Below are 19452 nucleotides of genomic sequence, written 5' to 3' on the forward strand. Positions count from 1 at the left end.
GTGAGTCCAGCGCAGCGGGGTTGATGCGGTAAACGCTGGCGCTGCCATTCCATTGGGCGGGCGCCGGGGAGCCCGTTGCGCTGGCGCTGGTGTTGGCGGTGGTGCTGAGCTGCCCTTTGGCTTCGATGTGGCCACCGGCACCCGTGGCTTTTAGCGACTCAATACTCCACTGACTCTTGGCATAGGTGACCGTGGCAACCAGGTTCTCCAGTGGCAGGCGTTGCTGGTTCCAGGGGCCGCTGAGCGTGTTGTTGAGCTGGATGGCAGCCTTCCAGCCTGTGCCGTCCGGGGTGACGGTGGCGGTGCCAGCCAAGCGTGTCTGCGGTGCTTGCGGCCATAGCGCAGCCAGGTCCAGTGCCTGCCAGCGTGCGTGGGCCTCGGCTACCGGCTGCGGCTGCCAGGGCTGGATGCGCGCGCTGACTTGGGCCTGCATCGCCGGCTGGTTGACGGGTGAAGGATGAGTGTGTTGGCTGTGGATCTGGCACCAGCGCTGCCTGTAGCTCCAGCGCGGCGTCGCGCCCGGCCAGTGGGCCGGTGAGGGTGGCGTGCGCCTGGACCAGCAAGGGCTTCTGGGTGGAGGGCAGGGTGGCTTGCACGGCGCCGTCAACTTGGACCGTCAGCGCCATGGGCGTGCGTGCCTGCAAGCTGCCTTTTACCTGGTAGTTTCCTGATGAAATACGTATCTGGCCCTCGTCCAATCTATGGATGTCACTATCAAAAACATAGTGACCAGAGAGTTCGGTGGCATTCAGCGACATGGACCCGGTCCATTCCACGGTGTCCACGGAAAACGGCACATCCACCTTCAAAGGCAAGCTCAGGTCCGTGGGCGGCACACGGGCATCCGGCTCACTTGGCGCGCGGCGGTCGTCAACGTGGAGGGTTTTGGCATTGACCTGGCCCAGCCGGAGTTCGCCGCCCAAAAGCGGTCGCAGCGACCAGGCAACCGTTATGTCGCGCAGCTCGATGCTGAGATCCCCTTGCTGCCAGCGCAACCAGCCAATACTTCCGCCACTGCGCACCGAGCCGGTGACCTCTTTGGCTTCCAGGGTCTGGCCTGCGGGCAGCCAACGCTGTAGCTGACCCAGGGCGGTTGCAAGGGATGTACCGGTGCCGGTCCAAGACCAAAGGGCCGCTGCCAGTGCCGCTGCCAACACCAGCGTGGCGGCCATCAGGTAAAGGGTGATGCGCAGTGCTTTCATCAAAAGTTGAAACCCACGTTCACATGCAGGCGCAAGCGTTCGACCGCGACGCCATACGCCAGGTCAATTTGCAGTGGACCCACCGGACTCTTCCAGCGCACGCCAACGCCAACACCCACCTTGGCGCGCAAATCAGCAGGCCTGTCAGCCACCGCGCCTGCGTCGATGAATACTGTGCTTTCCCAGTCTGTCAGGAGGCCGTTGGAGATGATGGGGCGTTGCCACTCCAGGCTGCCCGTGGCCAGGTAACGCCCGGCCGTGGTTTGCCCGTCGGGCAGTGTGATGCCCAGGCTTCGGTAGCCGTAGCCGCGCACACTGTTGTCGCCGCCTGCCAGAAACAGCTGGGTGCTGGGCAAGGCGACCCCGTCTTTGGCGAGCACGGCCCCCGCCTCTGCGCGTAGCGCCAAGCGCCCGGCACGCAGCGCGGTCTGGGTGCTGTCTGCCTGAACACCCAGTGGCGCAATACCGATCCATCGCGCCATCACGCGGCCATACGGGTCATTCTGGCTACCCAGCGTGGAGCCGCCGCCTACCTGCACACCCAACCCCCAGCCTTTGGTGGGGAAGACCGCGCTGTTGAAATTGCGCAGGGTCCATGCATAGTTGGCGCTCAATGCCTGGGCTATTGAGGGTTTGGTGGGGTCGCTGGTGGCGGTGTCCGCCCGCTCGTACTGCAGGTAGTAATTGCGGTCAATGCGGTCTCCGATCTGTCCGCGCCCAACTCGCAGGGTCTGGCTGTTGACGTCAAAGCTGCCCAGCGCCTGGTTCTGGAATTGTGCCGACGTGATCCAGCGCCAGTTGTCGACGTCGGGCGGCGAGGTGAGTTCGGACCCGAGGGTGCGGGACTCGCGGTCCAGCATCAGCTTGCTGACTGCGCGCCAGCCGATGCCCGGCACTTTGTGGTGGGTGTGTTCAACGGACAGGCGGGCGCCACCATCGGTGCTGGCCCCCAGACCGAGCACCAGTTTTTGCAGGCGCGCCTCGCGCAATTGCACCCGTACCGGTGCCGCTGTGGGATCGCCCGCAGTGTCGAGCGAGACAAAGGCCGAATCGAAGTAGCCGCTGTCCGTCAGGCGCTGCTGTGCGTTGACCATTTCCGACTGGTCGTAGATGGCACCCGGCGTCAGACGCGCCAACCGCGTGACCAGCTCTTCGTCATAACGCTTCAGCCCTTCGATGACCAGGCCACCCAGCTGGTAAGCGGGGCCAGAATCCACCGTGACGGCCAAGTGCGCCAGGCGGGTAACGGGGTCGATGTCGGCCAGTGTGGGAGCCAGTTGGCCAGTTGGGTAGCGCTGTGCAGTGAGTTCGCGCAGGGCCTGCTGCTTGGCGCTGTCCCAGCGCGCCTGGGTGAACCGCATGCCAGCCTGCAACGACCAGTCGTCTTCAATTTGCTGGCGCTGCGGCGCAGCCGCTGACTCGGCAAGAATGGGGCCGCTGAACTGCATCTGAACATCGGCCACCAGCGTGGGCTCACCGGGCACCACGGTCAGCGTTACCTTGCGCGTGGTTGCGCTGTCGCGAGGCGCTGCTTGGTCAAACCGGATGGAGGGGGTGAAATAGCCCAGCGTGCCAACCAGCTCCCGGGTCTCTTGCTCGGCGGTTGTCAGCAGACGCGCCAGCTCGCTGTCACTCAGGTCGGTAAGCGCGCGGTAACGCAGTAGCTCCAGATGGTTGGCCAACAGCGTGCGAATCTCGTCTGGGGCCTCTATGTGGAGTTCAAATGCGACGGACGCTGTTGCGGCTGTTGCGGCCGTTTGGGCCGGATTGGCGGACAGGTCTTGCGCCAGCAGGAGGCCAGGGGCGATGGCGACCATCAACCCGGCCAACAAAGCTTTCATTTAGTTAAATGCCGCATGGCCTCCTCGAGGCCTTTGAGGGTGAGCGGGTACATGCGGTTGTGCACGATTTGCTGCACCACGCTGATGCTCTGGCGGTATTGCCACACACCCTGGGGTTCGGGGTTGATCCAGGCAAACTTGGGGAAGGCGTGAATCAGCCGTTGCAGCCATTCGGCGCCGGCTTCCTCGTTGTTGTATTCAACGCTGCCGCCGGGCTGCAAAATTTCGTAGGGGCTCATCGTGGCGTCGCCCACAAAGATCAGTTTGTAGTCCTTGTTGTACTTGCGGATGATGTCCCAGGTTTCAAACTTTTCAGCAAAACGGCGGCGGTTGTTCTTCCACATGAAGTCATAGACGCAGTTGTGGAAGTAATAAAACTCCAGATGCTTGAATTCGGTCTTGGTGGCGCTGAAGAGTTCTTCCACGCGCTGGATGTGATCGTCCATGGTGCCGCCCACGTCCATCAGCAGCAGCACCTTCACATTGTTGTGGCGTTCGGGCCGCATTTTGATGTCGAGGTAACCGGCGTTGGCTGCGGTCTTGCTAATGGTCTCGTCCAGGTCCAGTTCGTCCTCATGGCCTTCGCGGGCAAACTTGCGCAGGCGGCGCAACGCCACCTTGATGTTGCGCGTGCCCAGTTCCTGGCTGTCGTCGTAGTCGCGGTAGGCGCGCTGGTCCCATACCTTCACGGCACTGCGGTTGCGCCCTTTGTCCTGCCCAATGCGGATGCCTTGCGGGTTCTGGCCATAGGCACCAAAGGGCGAGGTGCCGCCTGTGCCAATCCACTTGCTGCCGCCCTGGTGGCGCTCCTTTTGCTCTTCCAGGCGCTTCTTGATGGTTTCCATCAATTCGTCCCAGCCCATTTTCTGGATCTTGGCCAGTTCTTCCGGGCTGAGGTTGAGCTCCAGGCTTTTGCGCAGCCATTCCAGCGGAATGTCCTTGGTGAAGTCGGCCAGCATCTCCACGCCCTTGAAGTAAGCGGCAAAAGCGCGGTCGAACTTGTCGTAGTGCTTTTCGTCCTTCACCAGCGTGGTGCGGCTCAGGTAATAAAAGTCGTCGATCTTGTAGCCACTGGGCTCGGAATCATCGTCACTAGGAGGGGCTTTGGGGCCGACCACGCCTTTTTGCAGGGCTTCGAGCAGGGTCAGGTATTCCCTCACGGAAACCGGCAGCTTGGCCGCGCGCAGCGTGTAGAAAAAATCCAGCAGCATGGCGTGTTCCCTAGCGGGGGCGGTCCAACAGGTACAGCAGCTGGGCCTTGACGTCGGGCCATTCGCCGCTGCGCAGGCTGTACATCACCGTGTCGCGAATGGTGCCGTCGCGGCGCAGCGCGTGGCCGCGCAGTACGCCATCCTTTTTTGCACCCAGGCGTTCAATGGCAGCTTGGGAGGCAAAGTTGAAGTTGTCGGTTCGCCAGCCCACAACGTGGCAGTCCAGTGTCTCAAATGCATGGGTGAGCAGCAGCAGTTTGCAAGTGGTGTTGACGTGGCTGCGCTGGCTGCTCTTGGCGTACCAGGTCCAGCCAATTTCCACACGTTTTACGGCCGGCACGATGTCGTGGTAACTGGTGCAACCCAGCACTTGGCCGCTGGCTTGATCGGTCACGGCAAAGGCAAAGCGGTTACCGGCTTCGCGCATGGCCAGGGCGCTTTCAATGTAGCTGCGGGTTTGCTCGGGTTCGGGCACCGAGGTCACGCGGATGTTCCACAGCTCGCCATCGGCGGCGGCTGTGCGCAAACCGGCTTCGTGGGCCAGGGCCAGGGGCACCAGTTCTACGCCGCGTGCGCTCAGGGTGATGGTTTCAACAAAAGCCATGGTCTATCAATCCTTGTTCTTCGGTGCCTGGGCGGCACGCCAGCGCCGGGCCAGTTGCAGCCCCAAGCCGCCACCAATGCCCACCAGCAAAATGCCGCCAATGCTGGCGTTGCTGTAGCCGGTGGCAAAAATGTCCAGACCCAGCAGGCGCCCGGCCCAATAACCCAGCAGCGCGCCGCCCAAAAAGCCAATGGCGTCGGAAAGGCCTTCGAGCAGCAATTTGTTGTTCATGGTGCGAGTGTCAGGGCTTAACGGTTGTGGCGTTGCATGAACATCAATTTTTCAAACAAGGTGACGTCTTGCTCGTTCTTGAGCAGCGCGCCCACCAGTGGTGGCACGGCCATCTTGTCGTCCTTGCTTTGCAGTGCCTCTAACGGAATATCTTCGGACAACAAGAGTTTCAGCCAATCCAATAGTTCGCTGGTAGAGGGTTTTTTCTTCAGCCCGGGCAGGTTGCGGACTTCATAAAAAGTTTTCATGGCGGCGCTGAGCAACTCGGACTTCAAACCAGGAAAGTGCACGTCCACGATGCTCTGCATGGTGGCAGCGTCGGGGAACTTGATGTAGTGGAAGAAGCAGCGGCGCAGAAAGGCGTCGGGCAGTTCCTTTTCGTTATTGGAGGTAATGAACACCAGCGGGCGGTGCCGGGCCTTGATCAGTTGGCGCGTCTCGTAGCAGTAAAACTCCATGCGGTCGATTTCGCGCAACAGGTCGTTGGGGAATTCAATGTCGGCCTTGTCGATTTCGTCAATCAACAGCGCTACCGGTTGTTCGGCGGTAAAGGCCTGCCACAGTACGCCTTTGATGATGTAGTTGTGGATGTCCTTGACGCGTTCGCCGCCGTCGATGTCGGAGAGCTGCGAGTCGCGCAGGCGGCTCACCGCGTCGTATTCGTACAGACCCTGCTGTGCCTTGGTGGTGGATTTGATGTGCCACTGTAGCAAAGGCATGTTCAGCGCCTGGGCCACTTCTTCGGCGAGCATGGTCTTTCCCGTGCCGGGTTCGCCCTTGACCAGGAGCGGGCGTTGCAGCGTGATGGATGCGTTAACCGACAGCATCAGGTCCTGGGTGGCTACGTAATTCTTGGTTCCGTGGAATTTCATGGTGAAGGGTGTGCTGAGCAAAACAGTGAGGGGGAGTAAAACAAACAGCTTAGTGGCTGTGGCCGGCGCAAAGCGCCGATCTATATAATCAAAATTAGACTTACATCAAACAATGCCCAATTGTCCTTGCAAAATGAACAAACTGTTGCTTACTGTTTTCGCTACCCTTGTCGCCTCGGTGACCACTGTGACCGCCTATGCCCAGGAAACCAAGGGCGATGCCCAAGCCGGTGAGAAAAAAATTAACTTGTGTATCGGTTGCCATGGCATTGTTGGCTACCAGGCCAGCTTTCCCGAAGTGCACAAGGTGCCCAAGATATCCGGCCAGGATGGCAAGTACATTGCCGCAGCCCTGCATGCCTACAAAAAAGGCGAGCGCAAGCATCCCACTATGCGCGGTATTGCGGATTCACTGACGGATCAGGACATCGCCGATGTGGCAGCCTACTATGAATCCAGTGGCGTCGTAGCTGGCGCGGCAGCACCCGGCAAGGCGGCTGCTGGTTCTTCAAAGGCCATGGAACTGGTAGCCAAAGGTGCCTGCACCTCCTGCCACGGTGAAAGCTTCAGCCAGCCCATTGACCCCAGCTACCCCAAAATTGCAGGCCAGCACAGCGACTATCTGTTTGTCGCGCTCAAATCCTATAAGACCGAAAACAACCCCATGGTGGGCCGGGGTAATGCCATTATGGGCGGCATTGCCAAGCAGTTTTCCAACGCCGAACTCAAGGTTCTGGCCGATTACGTCGGCAGCCTGCCCGGCGAGCTCAAGACGGTGCCACAGGCCAAGTTTCGCTAGCCTGAGCGGCCGATTCGTCATCGCAAAGGGCCGCTGATTCAGCGGCTCTTTGTATTGGGGCTCTGGTTAAAGTCATGGTGCAGCCAGATGGCAGTCAAGGCGCGACTGACCGGCGTGCATTCCTCTTGGTCCACTGCCGCCAGAAGCACGGCGATCAGGCCGGAATCAGGGTCCATGAATAAAGAGGTGGTGGTACCGGCGGCCCCGCCGTTGTGGCCCACCGGGTGTCCATGCGTGCTGTCGATGGTTATCAGTCCCAGGCCCATGCGTTGCAGGGTCTTGGCTCCTGGCGGCGCAGGCATCACGTTGATCGGCTGGCGAAACAGGTCAAAGGTCGACCGTTGCAACAGACGGCCTGCCATCAGCGCCTGTGCAAAGCGCAGCAAGTCGGGTGCGGTGCTGACGCTATCGCCGGCGGGGTTGCCTTTGAAGGGTTTGAGTTGGGTGTGGGTTCGGGCCGATAATTGGCCGCGCGCACTGTCTGGCAGGGTGCGGAAGGTGTAGCCGACGGCCAGATTGGGCGTGTCTTCATCGGCCTCGAAGAAACCCGAATCGACCATGCCAGCCGGGTCGAACACGTGCTGCTGAACATAGGCAAAGTAGTCCTGCCCGCTGGCTTGCTCGATGATCGCACCCAGCAGGATGAATGCGACGTTGCTGTACTCAAATCGGCTGCCGGGCTCGAACGCCAAGGGCGTGTCCTGAAATAATGCAAAGTAATCCTGCACGGATTTGAGCGATGTCCGGCGCAGCGCAAATTCAGCTCCCCAGTACGAGCCAAAGCCGCTGGTGTGTGCCAGCAGGTGGCGGACAGTCACCTTGGCCCACCCCGCGCGGGCGGTGTGTTCAGGCAGCCAATGGGTCAGCGCGTCATCCAGCGCCACGCGGCCTTGCTCAATGAGCTGCCCAATGGCCACAACGGTGAAGAGCTTGCCGGTGCTGGCGAGCTGAAACCGTGTGTTGCGCAAGATCGGCAGTTTGGCCCAGCGCAGCGCATCACCGGCGGCGTGTTCAAACAGCACTTGATCACCTCGCGCCACTAACGCCACGCCGGCAAACCGACCTGCCAGGGCTTCAACCTGCATCAGGTCGGCGACCGGCCTGAAGTCCAGCCCGAAGTCCGACATTGAGGCAGGTTCAATCCCGCGTGGCATGCCGCTGCACGCAGGCAATGTAGGTGTCGCCCTGGGGTGGGCGGCCGGATTGCTGGCTTTCCCACAGCATTTCGCCCAGGCATTCCATCACTTCATGGTGCGCCTGGTGCAGGGAATTGCGTTTGTGGGTGAGTAACTCCACGGCCTGACGGATGCCGCGCGGCTGGTCGATGCTGCACTGCTCGCTGATGGACAGGTGCATGGAGAGGTGTAAAAACGGATTGGTGCGGCCTTCATCTGCCGTGCCCATGCTGGTCAGGGCAGCGTCCACGTCGGCAAAGTCAGTGGCGTATTCGGGGTGCTCATCCATCCACTGGGACGCTATTGTTTCGATAGCTTCCAACGTACTGCCGGCGAGGGCCTTGGCATAAACTGAGCAAAAGAAACGGCGAACATCGGCTTGGGACGGACTGAACATGGTGCAAGGTTAACATGGTGTTCGTGCCGTCCGCCATCATCACCGATCCCTACTTTTATGCTGTTTCCATTCCGGCCGTGTTGCTGCTAGGGGTCAGCAAGAGTGGCTTCGGCGCCGGATTTGGCTCTCTGGCTGTGCCCATGATGGCACTGGCAGTTACCGTGCCGCAGGCGGCGGCCATTTTGATGCCGGTGCTGCTGGTCATGGACATTTTGGGTATAGCGGCCTTTCGCAAAGACTTTGACCCGGTGTTACTGAAATTTTTGCTGCCGTTTGGTGTGCTGGGTATCGGTATTGGTGCGTTGTTGTTCAAGCTGCTCGATGCCCATACGGTGGCCGCCATGGTGGGGGGCTTTACGCTGCTGTTTTTGGTGCAACGCCTGCTGTTCCCACCGCGCCCCGACAGTGCGCCGCCACCGCGCTGGCTGGGCGCCTTGCTGACCACCACCTCCGGCTTTACAAGCTTCATTGCGCATGCAGGCGGGCCGCCCATTACCGCCTACATCATTCCCCTGCGCCTGTCGCCGGTGCGGTTCACTGCCACCATGGCTTTTTTCTTCTTTGTAGTGAATCTGGCCAAATGGATTCCTTATGGATTTCTGGGCCTGCTGGATAGCCGCAACATGCTGACCTCCCTGGTGCTGCTGCCCCTGGCGCCGCTGGGCGTATGGGTGGGTGTGCGCATGGCGCGTCGCATCAGCCAGGTGTTGTTCTACCGGTTTCTGTACGCCGGCATGTTCCTCACCGGTGTCAAATTGCTGTGGGACGGGCTGGCCTGATGCGCCAGCAGCTCAGGGCGTAAAGCGCAGGCCATAGTCATTGGCAAAAGCGTGGCAGGCCACCAGCATGCGCTGACGTTGGCGGTCCACGTCAGCCGGGCGGCTACAGGCAAAGTGCGAGTCCTGGCGCGCATAGCGGGCCAGCGCCTGTGATACCTGGCGTGCATCCGCCAGTGTGGCCGGTGCAACCGCCCGCAGAGAGGGACGGCGCGTGTGCGCCTTGTATTTCACTAGCCGAGCCAGTCGATTGGCCAGAGCCTTGGGCTTGCTGATGGAACGCACCAAGGGGCGATCCGCCACCATGGGTGAAAAATCCCGATTCACAGTGGCCAGCCAGTCGCGCCACTTGAATTCATTGAAACGGTGTGCCAGGATGCAGGGCGCCCAGGGGATGGCCATGGCATCGGCGCAGATGGCGCCATGCAGCGATTCCGCCATGACGCGTGAGCAGCCCTGCAGTTGCGCCACTACGTCGTCGGGAGACTGGCGGGGGTTGATGACCACCATGCCGGCGTCGTTTGCGACCCGAACCCAGTCATAGCTGTCCCAGGTTCGGTAGTGCGGAACCAAGCCAATCGGGCCGTCCGGCGTGCCGCCACGGCCGGCTTGCAGGGCTGGCCACAGCACGGCGGGGTCCCCCAGCGCCAGTTCGTGGGAGAGTCCAAACTCTTGGGCCGACAACGGGCCGCGAACCCAGCGAAAATCCCAGTTGGGGTCGGGCATGGCGGCGTGGGCCTCACCGATTCCCGAGCCGAGCACAATTTTTTTGCGCGACTGGTCATGGCGGCCGTCGAGCAGGGTGCCAATGCCGTACACCAGCATGTCTTCTTTGTGGAGTGTCAGGTCTGGAAACAGCCGGTCCCAAACCATGGTATTGAGGGTGTCACCGAAGTTGCCACCTTCGATAGGGCAGTATTTGATATTCATGCAGGTCAGTATGGAGCGCTGATTTGGTGGAACTGTTTCCGGTCTGTGAAGTCAAAGTAAAGATTGGCCACTGCGTCAGCCAGACTGCGGTTCAGGCGTTGACAAGTTGACGGGTACGTGGGCACAGTTCGCTACGCATTGATTCAAGAAGGTGATTGCATGAAAACTATTGTTGGCTGGGCTTTGGCTGCAGCGGCCTTATTGGGCGCGGTAGTGCCGCAAAGTGCCATGGCACAACGCCATGTCCGCGGCTGGCACGGTGATATTCGCCACTTCGACCGCTATGACCGCAACCATTGGCGTTCTGGTGCATGGCGCCATGGCTCGCATGGCGGGCGAATCGGTTGGTGGTGGGTGGCTGGTGGGGCGTGGTACTTGTATCCGCAGCCGGTCTATCCTTATCCAGACCCCTACCGGCCGCCGTTTGTGGTGGAACAGGCACCACCACCCGTTGTGATCCAAGTACCAGCTCCGGTGCAGTCGCAGCCTGGACCCCAGGTGGCACCGGCCCCCCAGTTCTGGTACTACTGTGACGCTTCCAGGGCCTACTACCCGTACGTGGCCACCTGCCCCGGCGGGTGGCAAACGGTGCCCGCCACCCCTGCGGAGGGTGCGCAATGAAGCACGCCTTATTACGTTGGAATGTTGTGCTGGCTGGCCTGTGCGTTACTGCGGGGCTAGCGGGCTGCGTGTCGGCACCCCAGGGGCCGCGTGTAGCCATCATGCCAGCGCCAGGCAAGCCGCTTGATCTATTTGCCGCTGAAGACCAGTATTGCCGAGGCTATGCGCGCCAGTCGCTGGGGCCAGATACCCGTGGTGAGGCTGCGGTAGGTTCTGCCGTGCTGGGCACGTTGCTGGGCGCCGCCATTGGTTCAGCCACCAGCACTCGTCGGTACAACAACACGGCCGCCGGTGCCGCCACCGGCTTGCTCATGGGTACGGCCATTGGTGCCGGTAACAGCGCGGACGAAGGGCGCAGTGCGCAACAGCGTTACGACATCGCCTACGAGCAGTGCATGGTCTCCAGGAATAACCAGTCGTCGCGCCACTATTACCGCCAGCCGGCATCTGTCGTGGTGATGCCCCAAGCTGCCCCAGCGCCTATGGCGCCGGCCTATCCGGCAGGGTCGTATCCACCACCACCACCGGGGTCGCCACCCCCGCCGCCGCCAGGAATGCCACTACCGCCACCATTGCCACCATTGCCACCACCATTGCCACCGCAGTAGGTTGGGTCAGGTAGGTTGGGCTGGTTGTTGGCCTCTTTCGCGCGCCATTTGTTCTTCGAGCTGTTGGCGCCCCTGTTTGACCACCGAAATCATCTTGGCGCTGTCCTTGTAGTACGGGTGCAGTTGTTCGAACAGTTCCAGGTTGTGCTGGCGAAAGCGCTGAGAAGCGTGCTCTGCCATTGCAGCCGATTGCCCCAGCAATTCCAGCACACTGCGCGCGCTCAAGAGGCTGGACTCAAACAGCTCCCGCTGCACCAGCATGACGCCGCGGTCGCGTAACTGGTTCCAGTGTGTGACGTCCCGGGCCCGGGCCACAATTTGCAGGTTGGGGAACTGTGCACGGGCCAGGTCCACAATGGCCAGCGACTGCGCCACATCGTCTACTGCCACCACCAGGACTTTGGCACGGGCGGCTCCTGCCGTGCGCAGCAGGTCCAGCCGGGTGGCGTCGCCATAAAATACGCGGTAGCCAAAGCGGCGCGCGGCATCGATCATTTCGGCGTCATGGTCCAGCACCGTGCAGGGCAGGCCCTGTGCCAGCAACAGGCGTGCAATGATTTGCCCATAGCGGCCAAAGCCCGCAATCAGGATGGGCGCATCCTGGGGTTCGGATATCTCTTCTGGCACTGGCACACCGCAATTGGCGTAGCGCGGCAACAGCAACCGGTCGATTGCTACCAGCAGCAAGGGGCTTACCAGCATGGATACCGCCACGGCCCCAATCAACAGCGAGGCGGTTTGCGCTGGTAGCACCTGGGCACCGGCTGCAGCCTGAAAGACGACGAACGCAAACTCCCCTCCTTGTGCGAGCAGCAGGGTGAGCACTGGGCGCTCCTGGAAAGGCAGTTGTAGACGCCGCGTCATGGTGTAAATCACAATCGCCTTGACCGCCAGAAACCCAACCACTATGGCAGCCATCTGCCAAGGCGCCTGGCGCAGCACGCCAAAGTCCACGCCCATACCCACGGCAATGAAGAACAGGCCTAGCAGCAAGCCCTTGAAGGGTTCGATATTGGTTTCCAGCTCGCGCCGGTATTCGCTCTCGGCCAGCAGTACACCGGCCAGAAAGGCACCCAGCGCCATGGACAGGCCCACGACCTGCATCAGTGCGGCAATGCCCACCACCAGCAATAGCGAAGCGGCCGTGAAGATTTCTGGCGTCTTGCTGCCCGCGATCCAGCGGAACAGCGGGCGCAGTGCCAAGCGCCCGCCAAGCACGATACCAGCGATGACCACTATTATTTTGATAGCTTCCCATGTAATGTCTGCGAGGGCTAGACCCTGATTTGCCTCTGAGGCATGGCCCAACAAGGGGAGCAGGGCGAGGATGGGGATGGCAGCAACGTCCTGAAACAGCAGGATGGAAAACCCGGCCTGGCCGCTGCTGGTTGGCAGGAGGTTGCGCTCGCCCATCACCTGCAGGGCTATTGCCGTGCTGGAGAGCGCCAGCCCCAGGGCGGCCACCAGTGCAATCGACCAGGGCACGCCCGTCGCTAATGCCAGCGCAAACAGCGCTGCCGTACAGCCCAGCACCTGGGCGCTGCCCCAGCCAAAAATAGGGCGGCGCAGACTCCACAGGCGCTTGGGTTCCAGTTCCAGCCCCACCATAAACAGCATCAGCACCACACCAAATTCGGCAAAATGCAGAATGTCCTGCACATTGGTTACCAGGCCCAGCCCCCACGGCCCAATGGCAATGCCGGCTGCGAGATAGCCGATGATGGAGCCCAGGCCCAGAGAGCGGCTCAGGGGTACCGCGATGACCGCGGCGCTCAGGTAGATGAAGCTGTTGGTCAGCCAGGTGGGGGTGTGTTCCATGGCGCTAACATAGCAAATTTTGATGCAGCCCCGCACCGTGTTCAACTGATGAGGGAGAAACAGGATGCCAGTCGTAGTTGTTGCCAATCCCAAAGGGGGGGTCGGCAAGTCCACCCTGTCGACGCATATTGCGGGCTATTTCGCGTCCCGCGGGCATGCGGTGATGCTCGGCGATGTGGACCGCCAGCAGTCGTCGCGCCTGTGGCTGGGTCTACGCCCAGCGGCGGCGCGGCCAATTTCCACTTGGGAGACGGACGTCGACCATATCGCCAAACCGCCCAAAGGCACAACCCATGTGGTGCTGGACACGCCCGCCGGCCTGCACGGCAAGCGCCTGAACGAAGTGATGAAGATGGCCAGCCACATCGTTGTGCCGCTGCAGCCCAGCGTATTTGATATTTTTGCTACCCGCGCGTTTTTGGACGAGCTGTTGCAGAACAAGCATGCCGGCAAGACCAAGATGGGCTTGGTCGGTATGCGGGTCGATGCCCGCACCATTGCTGCCGATCATTTGCACGAGTTTGTTGACCAGCTTGGCATTCCGGTGTTGGGCTACCTGCGCGATACCCAGAACTACGTGCATCTGGCAGCGCGGGGGCTGACCCTTTTTGATGTGGCCACCAGCCGGGTGGAGAAGGACCTGGCGCAGTGGCAGAATCTGTGTCTCTGGCTTGACACCTGAGTGCGGCGCGGCTGCCGTACAGTGCGGCCATGAAAACATTCCAACTGCTATCCGAGCTGCCACCCCTGATCGGCGAGGTCGTGGCCACCAGCGACTGGATCACCATCACCCAGGAACAGGTCAATCTGTTTGCAGAGGCCACCGGCGACCATCAGTGGATTCACGTGGACGAGGAGCGAGCCAAGGCCGGACCCTTTGGCGCACCCATTGCGCACGGTTTTCTGACGCTGTCGCTGTTGCCCCGTTTTTTCGAGGCTTCGATGCACATCGCGCAAGTCCGCATGGGTGTGAACTACGGTCTCAACAAAGTGCGTTTTGTGGCGCCGGTCCCTGTGGGCAGCCGCTTGCGTGCCCACATGAAACTGCTCTCATGCGACCCCATTGACAACAACGGCATGCAAATGATCTGGGAAGTCACCGTGGAACGCGAAGGTGCGACCAAGCCCGTGTGCGTGGCCGAATCCATTGCGCGCCACTACCCTTAAGTGTTCGTTATTCCCGAAAGCCGTTTTGTCGCCAGGCCTCAAATACGGTGACCGCCACCGCGTTGGACAGGTTGAGGCTGCGTTGCCCCTCCACCATGGGCAGCTTCAAACAGCGCTGGGGCGCAAAGTGCGCGCGCACCGAGTCTGATAGTCCCCGCGTTTCCGCCCCGAACACCAGCCAGTCGCCCCGCTGAAAGGCGGCATCAAATACCTTACCCGTGCCTTTGGTGGTCAGCGCAAACATGCGATCCGGCGCAGGGCGCTGATCGTCCAGAAACGCCTGCCAGTGGGTGTGGCGGTGCAAGGTTGCGTACTCGTGGTAATCCAGGCCGGCGCGGCGCATGTGCTTGTCATCCATGGAAAAGCCCAGCGGCTCGACCAGGTGCAGTGTGCAGCCGGTATTGGCGGCCAATCGGATGACGTTACCTGTGTTGGGTGGAATTTCGGGCTCGACCAGGACGATATTGAACATGGTCGCTATTGTCGGCTCACTCTGTTCGGGCGAAGACCAGTGCGCTGATGTGGGCGGCGCCGGCACGGCGCAGCACCAGTGCCGCTGCGTGCAGTGAGGCGCCGCTGGTCATGACATCGTCCACCAGCAGTACGGCTCGATCGCGGATCTGCTGGGCGCGTTCTGGCTCCAGTGCGTAGGCGTTGCGTACATTGCGCAGGCGTTCGCTGCGTGGCAGGGTTCGCTGTGGCGGCGTGTCCTGCACCCGCAGCAGCAGTCCAGAAACCAACTTGGCAGGTTCAAGCGCGCGCGCCAGCAGCAATGCCTGGTTGTAGCCGCGCTCTTGCAGGCGCTGGCGCGACAGCGGCATGGGAATCACCAGGTCAGCGCGCTCCAGCGCCGGCTCCACCCAGGGAGTGGCCCGCAGCACCCGTACGAAGCTGGCCGCCCACCCCGGTTGCTGGTGGAACTTGAAGTCGGCAATCAAGGTGGACCAAGGGTACGCATACGACACAGCCGCCAGGCATGCGTCCAATGGCGGCGGTTGGGTGATGCAGGCACCGCATTGCCCCACGCCGTCTGGCACGATCAGGGCGCAAGTACGGCAGCGGTGGGCGGGTTGCGCGAACGCCGCAACGCAGGCTTCGCACATCGGCTGCGCAGGCCAGGCGTGGCAAACGGCGCACTGGCTGGGCAGGCGCCGCGAAATCCCCTGAAGCAATTGGCGAAACATCAGGTCAATATACTCGGACGCAACCCCTTCTACTTCGTTGCGCGCGCAACGCCGCATCCTTTCGCCCATGCGTCCCGAACGTCCGCCTACCATCGCCTCCACGGCTGCCGCCCGCTGGAACTCCCTTTTGCCGACGATATCTCCGTGGTTGCACGAGGAAGTGGCGCGTCGCATGGAAGAACGCCTGCAGTGGATGACGATGCGCCCCGAAAGCTGGTTGCATTGGGAGCCGCTGCGCGGTGGCATGCAGGCGCACGCCTTGCTCACCGCGCGCTATCCCAAGGCCCAGTGCTATGTGGTTCATGCACTTGCCCAGCACGGTGAAATGGCCCGTAAGTCGCTCATCCCATCCTGGTGGAAGCCCGAGCGTTGGGTGGGGCCAAACCTGCAGTTTGCCGAGCCCGCGCAACCGGTACAAATGTTGTGGGCCAACATGGCCCTGCACATGACGGATGATCCGCAAGCATTGCTGGCCCATTGGCACCGCCTGTTGGAGCCAAATGGATTTTTGATGTTTTCATGCTTAGGGCCCGATACCATCAGCGAATTGCGTGCGGTCTATGCACAGAAGGGCTGGCCGCCTGCCTCGCATGCCTATACGGACATGCACGACTGGGGCGACATGATGTTGCACACCGGATTTGCTGAGCCGGTGATGGACATGGAGCGAATCACGCTGACCTTTGCCACGCCCCAACGCCTGCTGCAAGAGTTGCGTGAGCTGGGCCGCAACCTGCATCCCGAACGGTTTGGAGCCCTGCGCGGGCGTGCCTGGCACACACAGTTGTTGCAAGCGCTGGCCGCCTTGGCCCGACCGGGGGACGATGGGCAGTTGCAAGTCACTTTTGAAATCGTCTACGGCCACGCTTTCAAAGCGCCCCCGCGCCTTAATGTTGGCCCGGAACTAAGGGTTTCTCTGGATGAAATGCGCGCGAATTTGCGGCGGATCAAGAAAAATCACTCCCCCGATTGACAATGGGGCTTGACAGGCCGAGCCAAACCTTAATTTCCTTTGTTTTGCTCGGCTACAATTAACGGCTCAACGAGTTATGAGCCTTCCTGTACCCGTTCGCTGCCCGCAGGCGCAAACGGGGCTGGGTCTGGGCACCGTTCAATCCGATTCGACGAAAAAATGACCAAGATGAAGAGCATTTTCAAAACACTGACCACGCTATTGCTGGCAGGCAGTGCCTGGGCAGGCACGGCGACGTTTGCTTTGGCGCAAGCGGTCCACGATTTGCCTGGTGGACCGGCTGTGAACCAGTTGAACCTGCATCCACCCGTGACCAGAATTGCTGAAGACCAGCAGTGGCTGCATTGGTTCATGCTGATCGTGTGCACCATCATCTTTTTGGCTGTGTTTTCGGTGATGTTCTATTCCATCTGGAAGCACCGAAAGTCGCGTGGCCATAAGGCCGCTACCTTCCACGAGTCCGTTGTGGTGGAGGTGGTCTGGACGGTAATTCCCTTCATTATCGTGATCCTGATGGCACTGCCCGCCACCAAGGTGGTGGTCGCCATGAAAGACACCACCAATGCCGATCTGACCATCAAGGTGACCGGTATGCAGTGGAAGTGGGGCTATGACTACATCAAGGGCGAGGGCGAGGGCATTGGTTTTGTCTCCAGCCTTGATAGCGCGCAGCGCGAAATGTCCAATTCCGGCAAGCCACCTGCGACCGATGACTACCTGCTGAAAGTGGACAACCCACTGGTTGTTCCGGTGGGAAAGAAGATTCGCATCATCACAACCGCCACCGATGTGATTCACGCGTTTGCCGTTCCATCTTTTGGTATCAAGCAGGACGCAATCCCAGGTTTTGTGCGCGATACATGGTTCCGCGCCGAAGTAGAGGGCGATTACCACGGTCAGTGCATGGAATTGTGCGGCAAGGAGCATGCTTACATGCCCATCCACGTGAAGGTGGTGTCGGCTGCAAATTACTCCCAGTGGGTGGGTGGTGAAATGAAAAAAATGGCCGCCAAGATGGACGACCCCGCCAAGGTTTGGGCGTTGGAAGACATCGTGAAGCGCGGTGAAAAAGTGTATGCCGCCAACTGCGCAGCCTGCCACCAGGCCAATGGCAAGGGTGCAGGTTCGATCAAGGCGCTGGACGGCTCGCCCGTAGTTCAGGATGCTGACAAGAACCAACAGATTGCCGTGGTTCTCAATGGTCGCACCGTTGCATTGCCTGGCGGACAAACCAATGTGATGCCGCCGTGGAAACAACTAAGCGACACTGATATCGCCGCCGTCATCAGCTACACCAAAAACAATTGGTCCAACAAGACCGGCCAGGTCGTGCAGCCGGCCGATGTAGTGGCCTTGCGCAAGTAAGCCGCAGCCATTGCGCCCAAACGAATAGAGTGAATTGAGAAGGAAATCAGGATGAGTGCCGTTCTAGACCACCACGACCATGCCCATGACGACCACCACGACCACGCCCCCACGGGCTGGAAGCGCTGGGTCTATGCCACCAACCACAAGGACATTGGTACGCTGTATTTGCTGTTTTCGTTCACGATGTTGATGATCGGTGGCGTGTTGGCCCTGATCATCCGTGCGGAACTGTTTCAGCCCGGCTTGCAACTGGTTAACCCCGAGCTGTTCAACCAGCTGACCACCATGCATGGTCTGATCATGGTGTTTGGCGCCATCATGCCGGCCTTCGTGGGTTTTGCGAACTGGATGATTCCGTTGCAGATCGGTGCGGCCGATATGGCTTTTGCCCGCATGAATAATTTTTCGTTCTGGCTGATGATTCCTGCGGCGCTGATGCTGGTGGGCTCTTTCTTCATGCCCGGTGGTGCGCCTGCTGCCGGCTGGACGCTGTATGCCCCGTTGACTCTGCAAATGGGCCCTTCCATGGATGCCGGCATTTTTGCCATGCACATCCTGGGTGCCAGCTCCATCATGGGTTCGATCAACATCATCGTGACCATTCTGAACATGCGCGCCCCCGGCATGTCGCTGATGAAGATGCCCATGTTCTGCTGGACCTGGCTGATCACCGCCTATTTGTTGATTGCTGTGATGCCTGTGCTGGCTGGCGCCATCACCATGACGCTGACGGACCGCCACTTTGGCACCAGCTTCTTTAACCCCGCCGGTGGCGGTGACCCGGTGATGTACCAGCACATCTTCTGGTTCTTCGGTCACCCCGAGGTTTACATCATGATTTTGCCGGCCTTCGGCATCATCAGTCAGGTGATTCCGGCGTTTGCCCGCAAGAAGCTGTTCGGTTATGCCTCCATGGTGTACGCCACATCGTCCATCGCCATTCTGTCCTTCATCGTGTGGGCTCACCACATGTTCACCACCGGCATGCCGGTGACCGGCCAGCTGTTTTTCATGTACGCCACCATGCTGATTGCCGTGCCCACGGCCGTGAAGATCTTTAACTGGATCGCCACCATGTGGCAAGGTTCGATGACGTTTGAGACCCCCATGTTGTTTGCTGTGGGCTTCATTTTCGTGTTCACGATTGGTGGTTTCACCGGTTTGATTCCGGCAGTAGCGCCCATTGATATTCAACTGCAAGACACTTACTACATCGTGGCGCATTTCCACTATGTGCTGGTGGCGGGCTCATTGTTTGCCATGTTCTCTGGCTTTTATTACTGGTGCCCCAAGTGGACCGGTGTGATGTACAACGAAACACGTGGAAAGATCCACTTCTGGTGGTCTCTCATCGCCTTTAACGTCACGTTCTTCCCCATGCACTTTCTGGGTCTCGCCGGTATGCCACGTCGCTATGCCGACTACCCCATGCAGTTTGCCGACTTCAATGCCGTCGCTTCGGTGGGAGGCTTCTTTTTTGGCTTTGCCCAGGTGTACTTCTTCCTGTTCGTTGCCTTGCCGGCCATGCGTGGCCATGGTGAGAAGGCCGTGCAAAAACCCTGGGAGGGCGCTGAAGGTCTGGAGTGGGAAGTGCCATCACCTGCGCCGTTCCACACGTTTGAAACGCCACCCAAGCTGGACGCCACCGCGACCAAGGTCATTGGTTGAGCCACAT

The 19452-nt window shown here is 60.4% G+C and carries 21 protein-coding genes; 9 read left to right on the forward strand and 12 right to left on the reverse strand.

Annotated elements, in window-relative coordinates:
- Positions 1–158: 158 nt before the first annotated feature.
- Genes IPI80_RS19240 through IPI80_RS19265 form a run of 6 tightly spaced genes read right to left on the reverse strand, consistent with a single transcriptional unit; the run spans position 159 to position 5961 of the window.
- The gene (locus tag IPI80_RS19240; protein WP_413862712.1) at positions 159–1202 is read right to left on the reverse strand and encodes a hypothetical protein; all 1044 of its coding nucleotides are present in this window, start codon (positions 1200–1202) and stop codon (positions 159–161) included.
- Positions 1202–3043: an autotransporter assembly complex protein TamA gene (locus tag IPI80_RS19245; RefSeq protein ID WP_413862713.1), complete on the reverse strand. Its 1842-nt coding sequence runs from the start codon at positions 3041–3043 to the stop codon at positions 1202–1204. The genes IPI80_RS19240 and IPI80_RS19245 overlap by 1 nt, the downstream gene beginning before the upstream one ends.
- Complete coding sequence (locus IPI80_RS19250; RefSeq protein ID WP_413862714.1) at positions 3040–4254, reverse strand: vWA domain-containing protein; 1215 nt, start codon at positions 4252–4254, stop codon at positions 3040–3042. Before IPI80_RS19250 ends, IPI80_RS19245 begins: the two co-directional genes overlap by 4 nt.
- A gap of 10 nt (positions 4255–4264) precedes the next feature.
- Positions 4265–4858, reverse strand: a complete 594-nt coding sequence (locus IPI80_RS19255) for a GNAT family N-acetyltransferase (RefSeq protein WP_413862715.1) — start codon at positions 4856–4858, stop codon at positions 4265–4267.
- A 6-nt stretch (positions 4859–4864) separates the two neighbouring features.
- Complete coding sequence (locus IPI80_RS19260; protein ID WP_413862716.1) at positions 4865–5089, reverse strand: hypothetical protein; 225 nt, start codon at positions 5087–5089, stop codon at positions 4865–4867.
- A gap of 17 nt (positions 5090–5106) precedes the next feature.
- The gene (locus tag IPI80_RS19265; protein ID WP_413862717.1) at positions 5107–5961 is read right to left on the reverse strand and encodes an AAA family ATPase; all 855 of its coding nucleotides are present in this window, start codon (positions 5959–5961) and stop codon (positions 5107–5109) included.
- A gap of 133 nt (positions 5962–6094) precedes the next feature.
- Here IPI80_RS19265 and IPI80_RS19270 point away from each other — a divergent pair, with 133 nt between their 5' ends.
- Positions 6095–6760: a c-type cytochrome gene (locus IPI80_RS19270; RefSeq protein ID WP_413862718.1), complete on the forward strand. Its 666-nt coding sequence runs from the start codon at positions 6095–6097 to the stop codon at positions 6758–6760.
- A gap of 38 nt (positions 6761–6798) precedes the next feature.
- Here IPI80_RS19270 and IPI80_RS19275 read toward each other — a convergent pair whose 3' ends face one another.
- A complete protein-coding gene (locus IPI80_RS19275) occupies positions 6799–7887 on the reverse strand; it encodes a serine hydrolase domain-containing protein (protein ID WP_413862719.1) in 1089 nt (362 codons plus the stop codon).
- A gap of 10 nt (positions 7888–7897) precedes the next feature.
- Positions 7898–8332, reverse strand: coding sequence for a DUF1841 family protein (locus IPI80_RS19280; RefSeq protein ID WP_413862720.1), 435 nt, complete (start codon positions 8330–8332; stop codon positions 7898–7900).
- A gap of 14 nt (positions 8333–8346) precedes the next feature.
- Between IPI80_RS19280 and IPI80_RS19285 the strand changes: the two genes are divergently transcribed.
- Complete coding sequence (locus IPI80_RS19285; protein WP_413862721.1) at positions 8347–9111, forward strand: sulfite exporter TauE/SafE family protein; 765 nt, start codon at positions 8347–8349, stop codon at positions 9109–9111.
- A 12-nt stretch (positions 9112–9123) separates the two neighbouring features.
- Here the strand turns inward: IPI80_RS19285 and IPI80_RS19290 are convergent, their stop codons facing one another.
- On the reverse strand, positions 9124–10038 hold the full coding sequence (locus tag IPI80_RS19290) for a polysaccharide pyruvyl transferase family protein (protein ID WP_413862722.1): 915 nt from the start codon (positions 10036–10038) through the stop codon (positions 9124–9126).
- A gap of 159 nt (positions 10039–10197) precedes the next feature.
- On the opposite strand from IPI80_RS19290, the gene IPI80_RS19295 reads away from it, so the two are divergent.
- Together IPI80_RS19295 and IPI80_RS19300 are read left to right on the forward strand one after the other, a co-directional pair.
- Positions 10198–10659, forward strand: coding sequence for a hypothetical protein (locus IPI80_RS19295; RefSeq protein ID WP_413862723.1), 462 nt, complete (start codon positions 10198–10200; stop codon positions 10657–10659).
- Complete coding sequence (locus IPI80_RS19300; RefSeq protein WP_413862724.1) at positions 10656–11267, forward strand: hypothetical protein; 612 nt, start codon at positions 10656–10658, stop codon at positions 11265–11267. The genes IPI80_RS19295 and IPI80_RS19300 overlap by 4 nt, the downstream gene beginning before the upstream one ends.
- A gap of 6 nt (positions 11268–11273) precedes the next feature.
- Here IPI80_RS19300 and kefC read toward each other — a convergent pair whose 3' ends face one another.
- A complete protein-coding gene (gene kefC / locus IPI80_RS19305; protein WP_413862725.1) occupies positions 11274–13085 on the reverse strand; it encodes a glutathione-regulated potassium-efflux system protein KefC in 1812 nt (603 codons plus the stop codon).
- A gap of 64 nt (positions 13086–13149) precedes the next feature.
- Here kefC and IPI80_RS19310 point away from each other — a divergent pair, with 64 nt between their 5' ends.
- Positions 13150–13767, forward strand: a complete 618-nt coding sequence (locus tag IPI80_RS19310) for a division plane positioning ATPase MipZ (RefSeq protein ID WP_413862726.1) — start codon at positions 13150–13152, stop codon at positions 13765–13767.
- Between the two features lie 29 nt (positions 13768–13796).
- Positions 13797–14252 carry a MaoC family dehydratase gene (locus tag IPI80_RS19315; RefSeq protein WP_413862727.1) on the forward strand — a complete coding sequence of 152 codons (456 nt, stop codon included), beginning with the start codon at positions 13797–13799 and terminating at the stop codon, positions 14250–14252.
- A gap of 7 nt (positions 14253–14259) precedes the next feature.
- Here IPI80_RS19315 and trmL read toward each other — a convergent pair whose 3' ends face one another.
- The gene (trmL, locus tag IPI80_RS19320; protein WP_413862728.1) at positions 14260–14724 is read right to left on the reverse strand and encodes a tRNA (uridine(34)/cytosine(34)/5-carboxymethylaminomethyluridine(34)-2'-O)-methyltransferase TrmL; all 465 of its coding nucleotides are present in this window, start codon (positions 14722–14724) and stop codon (positions 14260–14262) included.
- Between the two features lie 16 nt (positions 14725–14740).
- Positions 14741–15436, reverse strand: coding sequence for a ComF family protein (locus tag IPI80_RS19325; RefSeq protein WP_413862729.1), 696 nt, complete (start codon positions 15434–15436; stop codon positions 14741–14743).
- A gap of 67 nt (positions 15437–15503) precedes the next feature.
- Here IPI80_RS19325 and IPI80_RS19330 point away from each other — a divergent pair, with 67 nt between their 5' ends.
- From IPI80_RS19330 to ctaD, 3 genes are all read left to right on the forward strand, one after another.
- Positions 15504–16409, forward strand: a complete 906-nt coding sequence (locus IPI80_RS19330) for a biotin synthase (RefSeq protein WP_413862730.1) — start codon at positions 15504–15506, stop codon at positions 16407–16409.
- 168 nt (positions 16410–16577) lie between these two features.
- Positions 16578–17774 (forward strand): cytochrome c oxidase subunit II, encoded by a 1197-nt coding sequence (gene coxB / locus IPI80_RS19335; RefSeq protein WP_413863555.1) that lies wholly within the window; start codon positions 16578–16580, stop codon positions 17772–17774.
- Between the two features lie 51 nt (positions 17775–17825).
- On the forward strand, positions 17826–19445 hold the full coding sequence (gene ctaD / locus IPI80_RS19340) for a cytochrome c oxidase subunit I (RefSeq protein ID WP_413862731.1): 1620 nt from the start codon (positions 17826–17828) through the stop codon (positions 19443–19445).
- Positions 19446–19452: the final 7 nt, after the last annotated feature.

This window comes from Candidatus Aalborgicola defluviihabitans, from assembly GCF_016705985.1.
Lineage (GTDB): Bacteria > Pseudomonadota > Gammaproteobacteria > Burkholderiales > Burkholderiaceae_C > Allorhodoferax > Allorhodoferax defluviihabitans.

Bases quoted from the DNA above. Each gene is read 5' to 3' on its own strand.
- ctaD (WP_413862731.1), top strand. From the start codon at position 17,826: ATGAGTGCCGTTCTAGACCACCACGACCATGCCCATGACGACCACCAC.
- IPI80_RS19280 (WP_413862720.1), bottom strand. From the start codon at position 8,332: ATGTTCAGTCCGTCCCAAGCCGATGTTCGCCGTTTCTTTTGCTCAGTT.
- IPI80_RS19295 (WP_413862723.1), top strand. From the start codon at position 10,198: ATGAAAACTATTGTTGGCTGGGCTTTGGCTGCAGCGGCCTTATTGGGC.
- IPI80_RS19275 (WP_413862719.1), bottom strand. From the start codon at position 7,887: ATGTCGGACTTCGGGCTGGACTTCAGGCCGGTCGCCGACCTGATGCAG.
- IPI80_RS19270 (WP_413862718.1), top strand. From the start codon at position 6,095: ATGAACAAACTGTTGCTTACTGTTTTCGCTACCCTTGTCGCCTCGGTG.
- IPI80_RS19240 (WP_413862712.1), bottom strand. From the start codon at position 1,202: ATGAAAGCACTGCGCATCACCCTTTACCTGATGGCCGCCACGCTGGTG.
- IPI80_RS19330 (WP_413862730.1), top strand. From the start codon at position 15,504: ATGCGTCCCGAACGTCCGCCTACCATCGCCTCCACGGCTGCCGCCCGC.
- IPI80_RS19255 (WP_413862715.1), bottom strand. From the start codon at position 4,858: ATGGCTTTTGTTGAAACCATCACCCTGAGCGCACGCGGCGTAGAACTG.
- IPI80_RS19290 (WP_413862722.1), bottom strand. From the start codon at position 10,038: ATGAATATCAAATACTGCCCTATCGAAGGTGGCAACTTCGGTGACACC.
- trmL (WP_413862728.1), bottom strand. From the start codon at position 14,724: ATGTTCAATATCGTCCTGGTCGAGCCCGAAATTCCACCCAACACAGGT.
- kefC (WP_413862725.1), bottom strand. From the start codon at position 13,085: ATGGAACACACCCCCACCTGGCTGACCAACAGCTTCATCTACCTGAGC.
- IPI80_RS19310 (WP_413862726.1), top strand. From the start codon at position 13,150: ATGCCAGTCGTAGTTGTTGCCAATCCCAAAGGGGGGGTCGGCAAGTCC.
- IPI80_RS19285 (WP_413862721.1), top strand. From the start codon at position 8,347: ATGGTGTTCGTGCCGTCCGCCATCATCACCGATCCCTACTTTTATGCT.
- IPI80_RS19260 (WP_413862716.1), bottom strand. From the start codon at position 5,089: ATGAACAACAAATTGCTGCTCGAAGGCCTTTCCGACGCCATTGGCTTT.
- IPI80_RS19325 (WP_413862729.1), bottom strand. From the start codon at position 15,436: ATGTTTCGCCAATTGCTTCAGGGGATTTCGCGGCGCCTGCCCAGCCAG.
- IPI80_RS19265 (WP_413862717.1), bottom strand. From the start codon at position 5,961: ATGAAATTCCACGGAACCAAGAATTACGTAGCCACCCAGGACCTGATG.
- coxB (WP_413863555.1), top strand. From the start codon at position 16,578: ATGAAGAGCATTTTCAAAACACTGACCACGCTATTGCTGGCAGGCAGT.
- IPI80_RS19315 (WP_413862727.1), top strand. From the start codon at position 13,797: ATGAAAACATTCCAACTGCTATCCGAGCTGCCACCCCTGATCGGCGAG.
- IPI80_RS19250 (WP_413862714.1), bottom strand. From the start codon at position 4,254: ATGCTGCTGGATTTTTTCTACACGCTGCGCGCGGCCAAGCTGCCGGTT.
- IPI80_RS19245 (WP_413862713.1), bottom strand. From the start codon at position 3,043: ATGAAAGCTTTGTTGGCCGGGTTGATGGTCGCCATCGCCCCTGGCCTC.
- IPI80_RS19300 (WP_413862724.1), top strand. From the start codon at position 10,656: ATGAAGCACGCCTTATTACGTTGGAATGTTGTGCTGGCTGGCCTGTGC.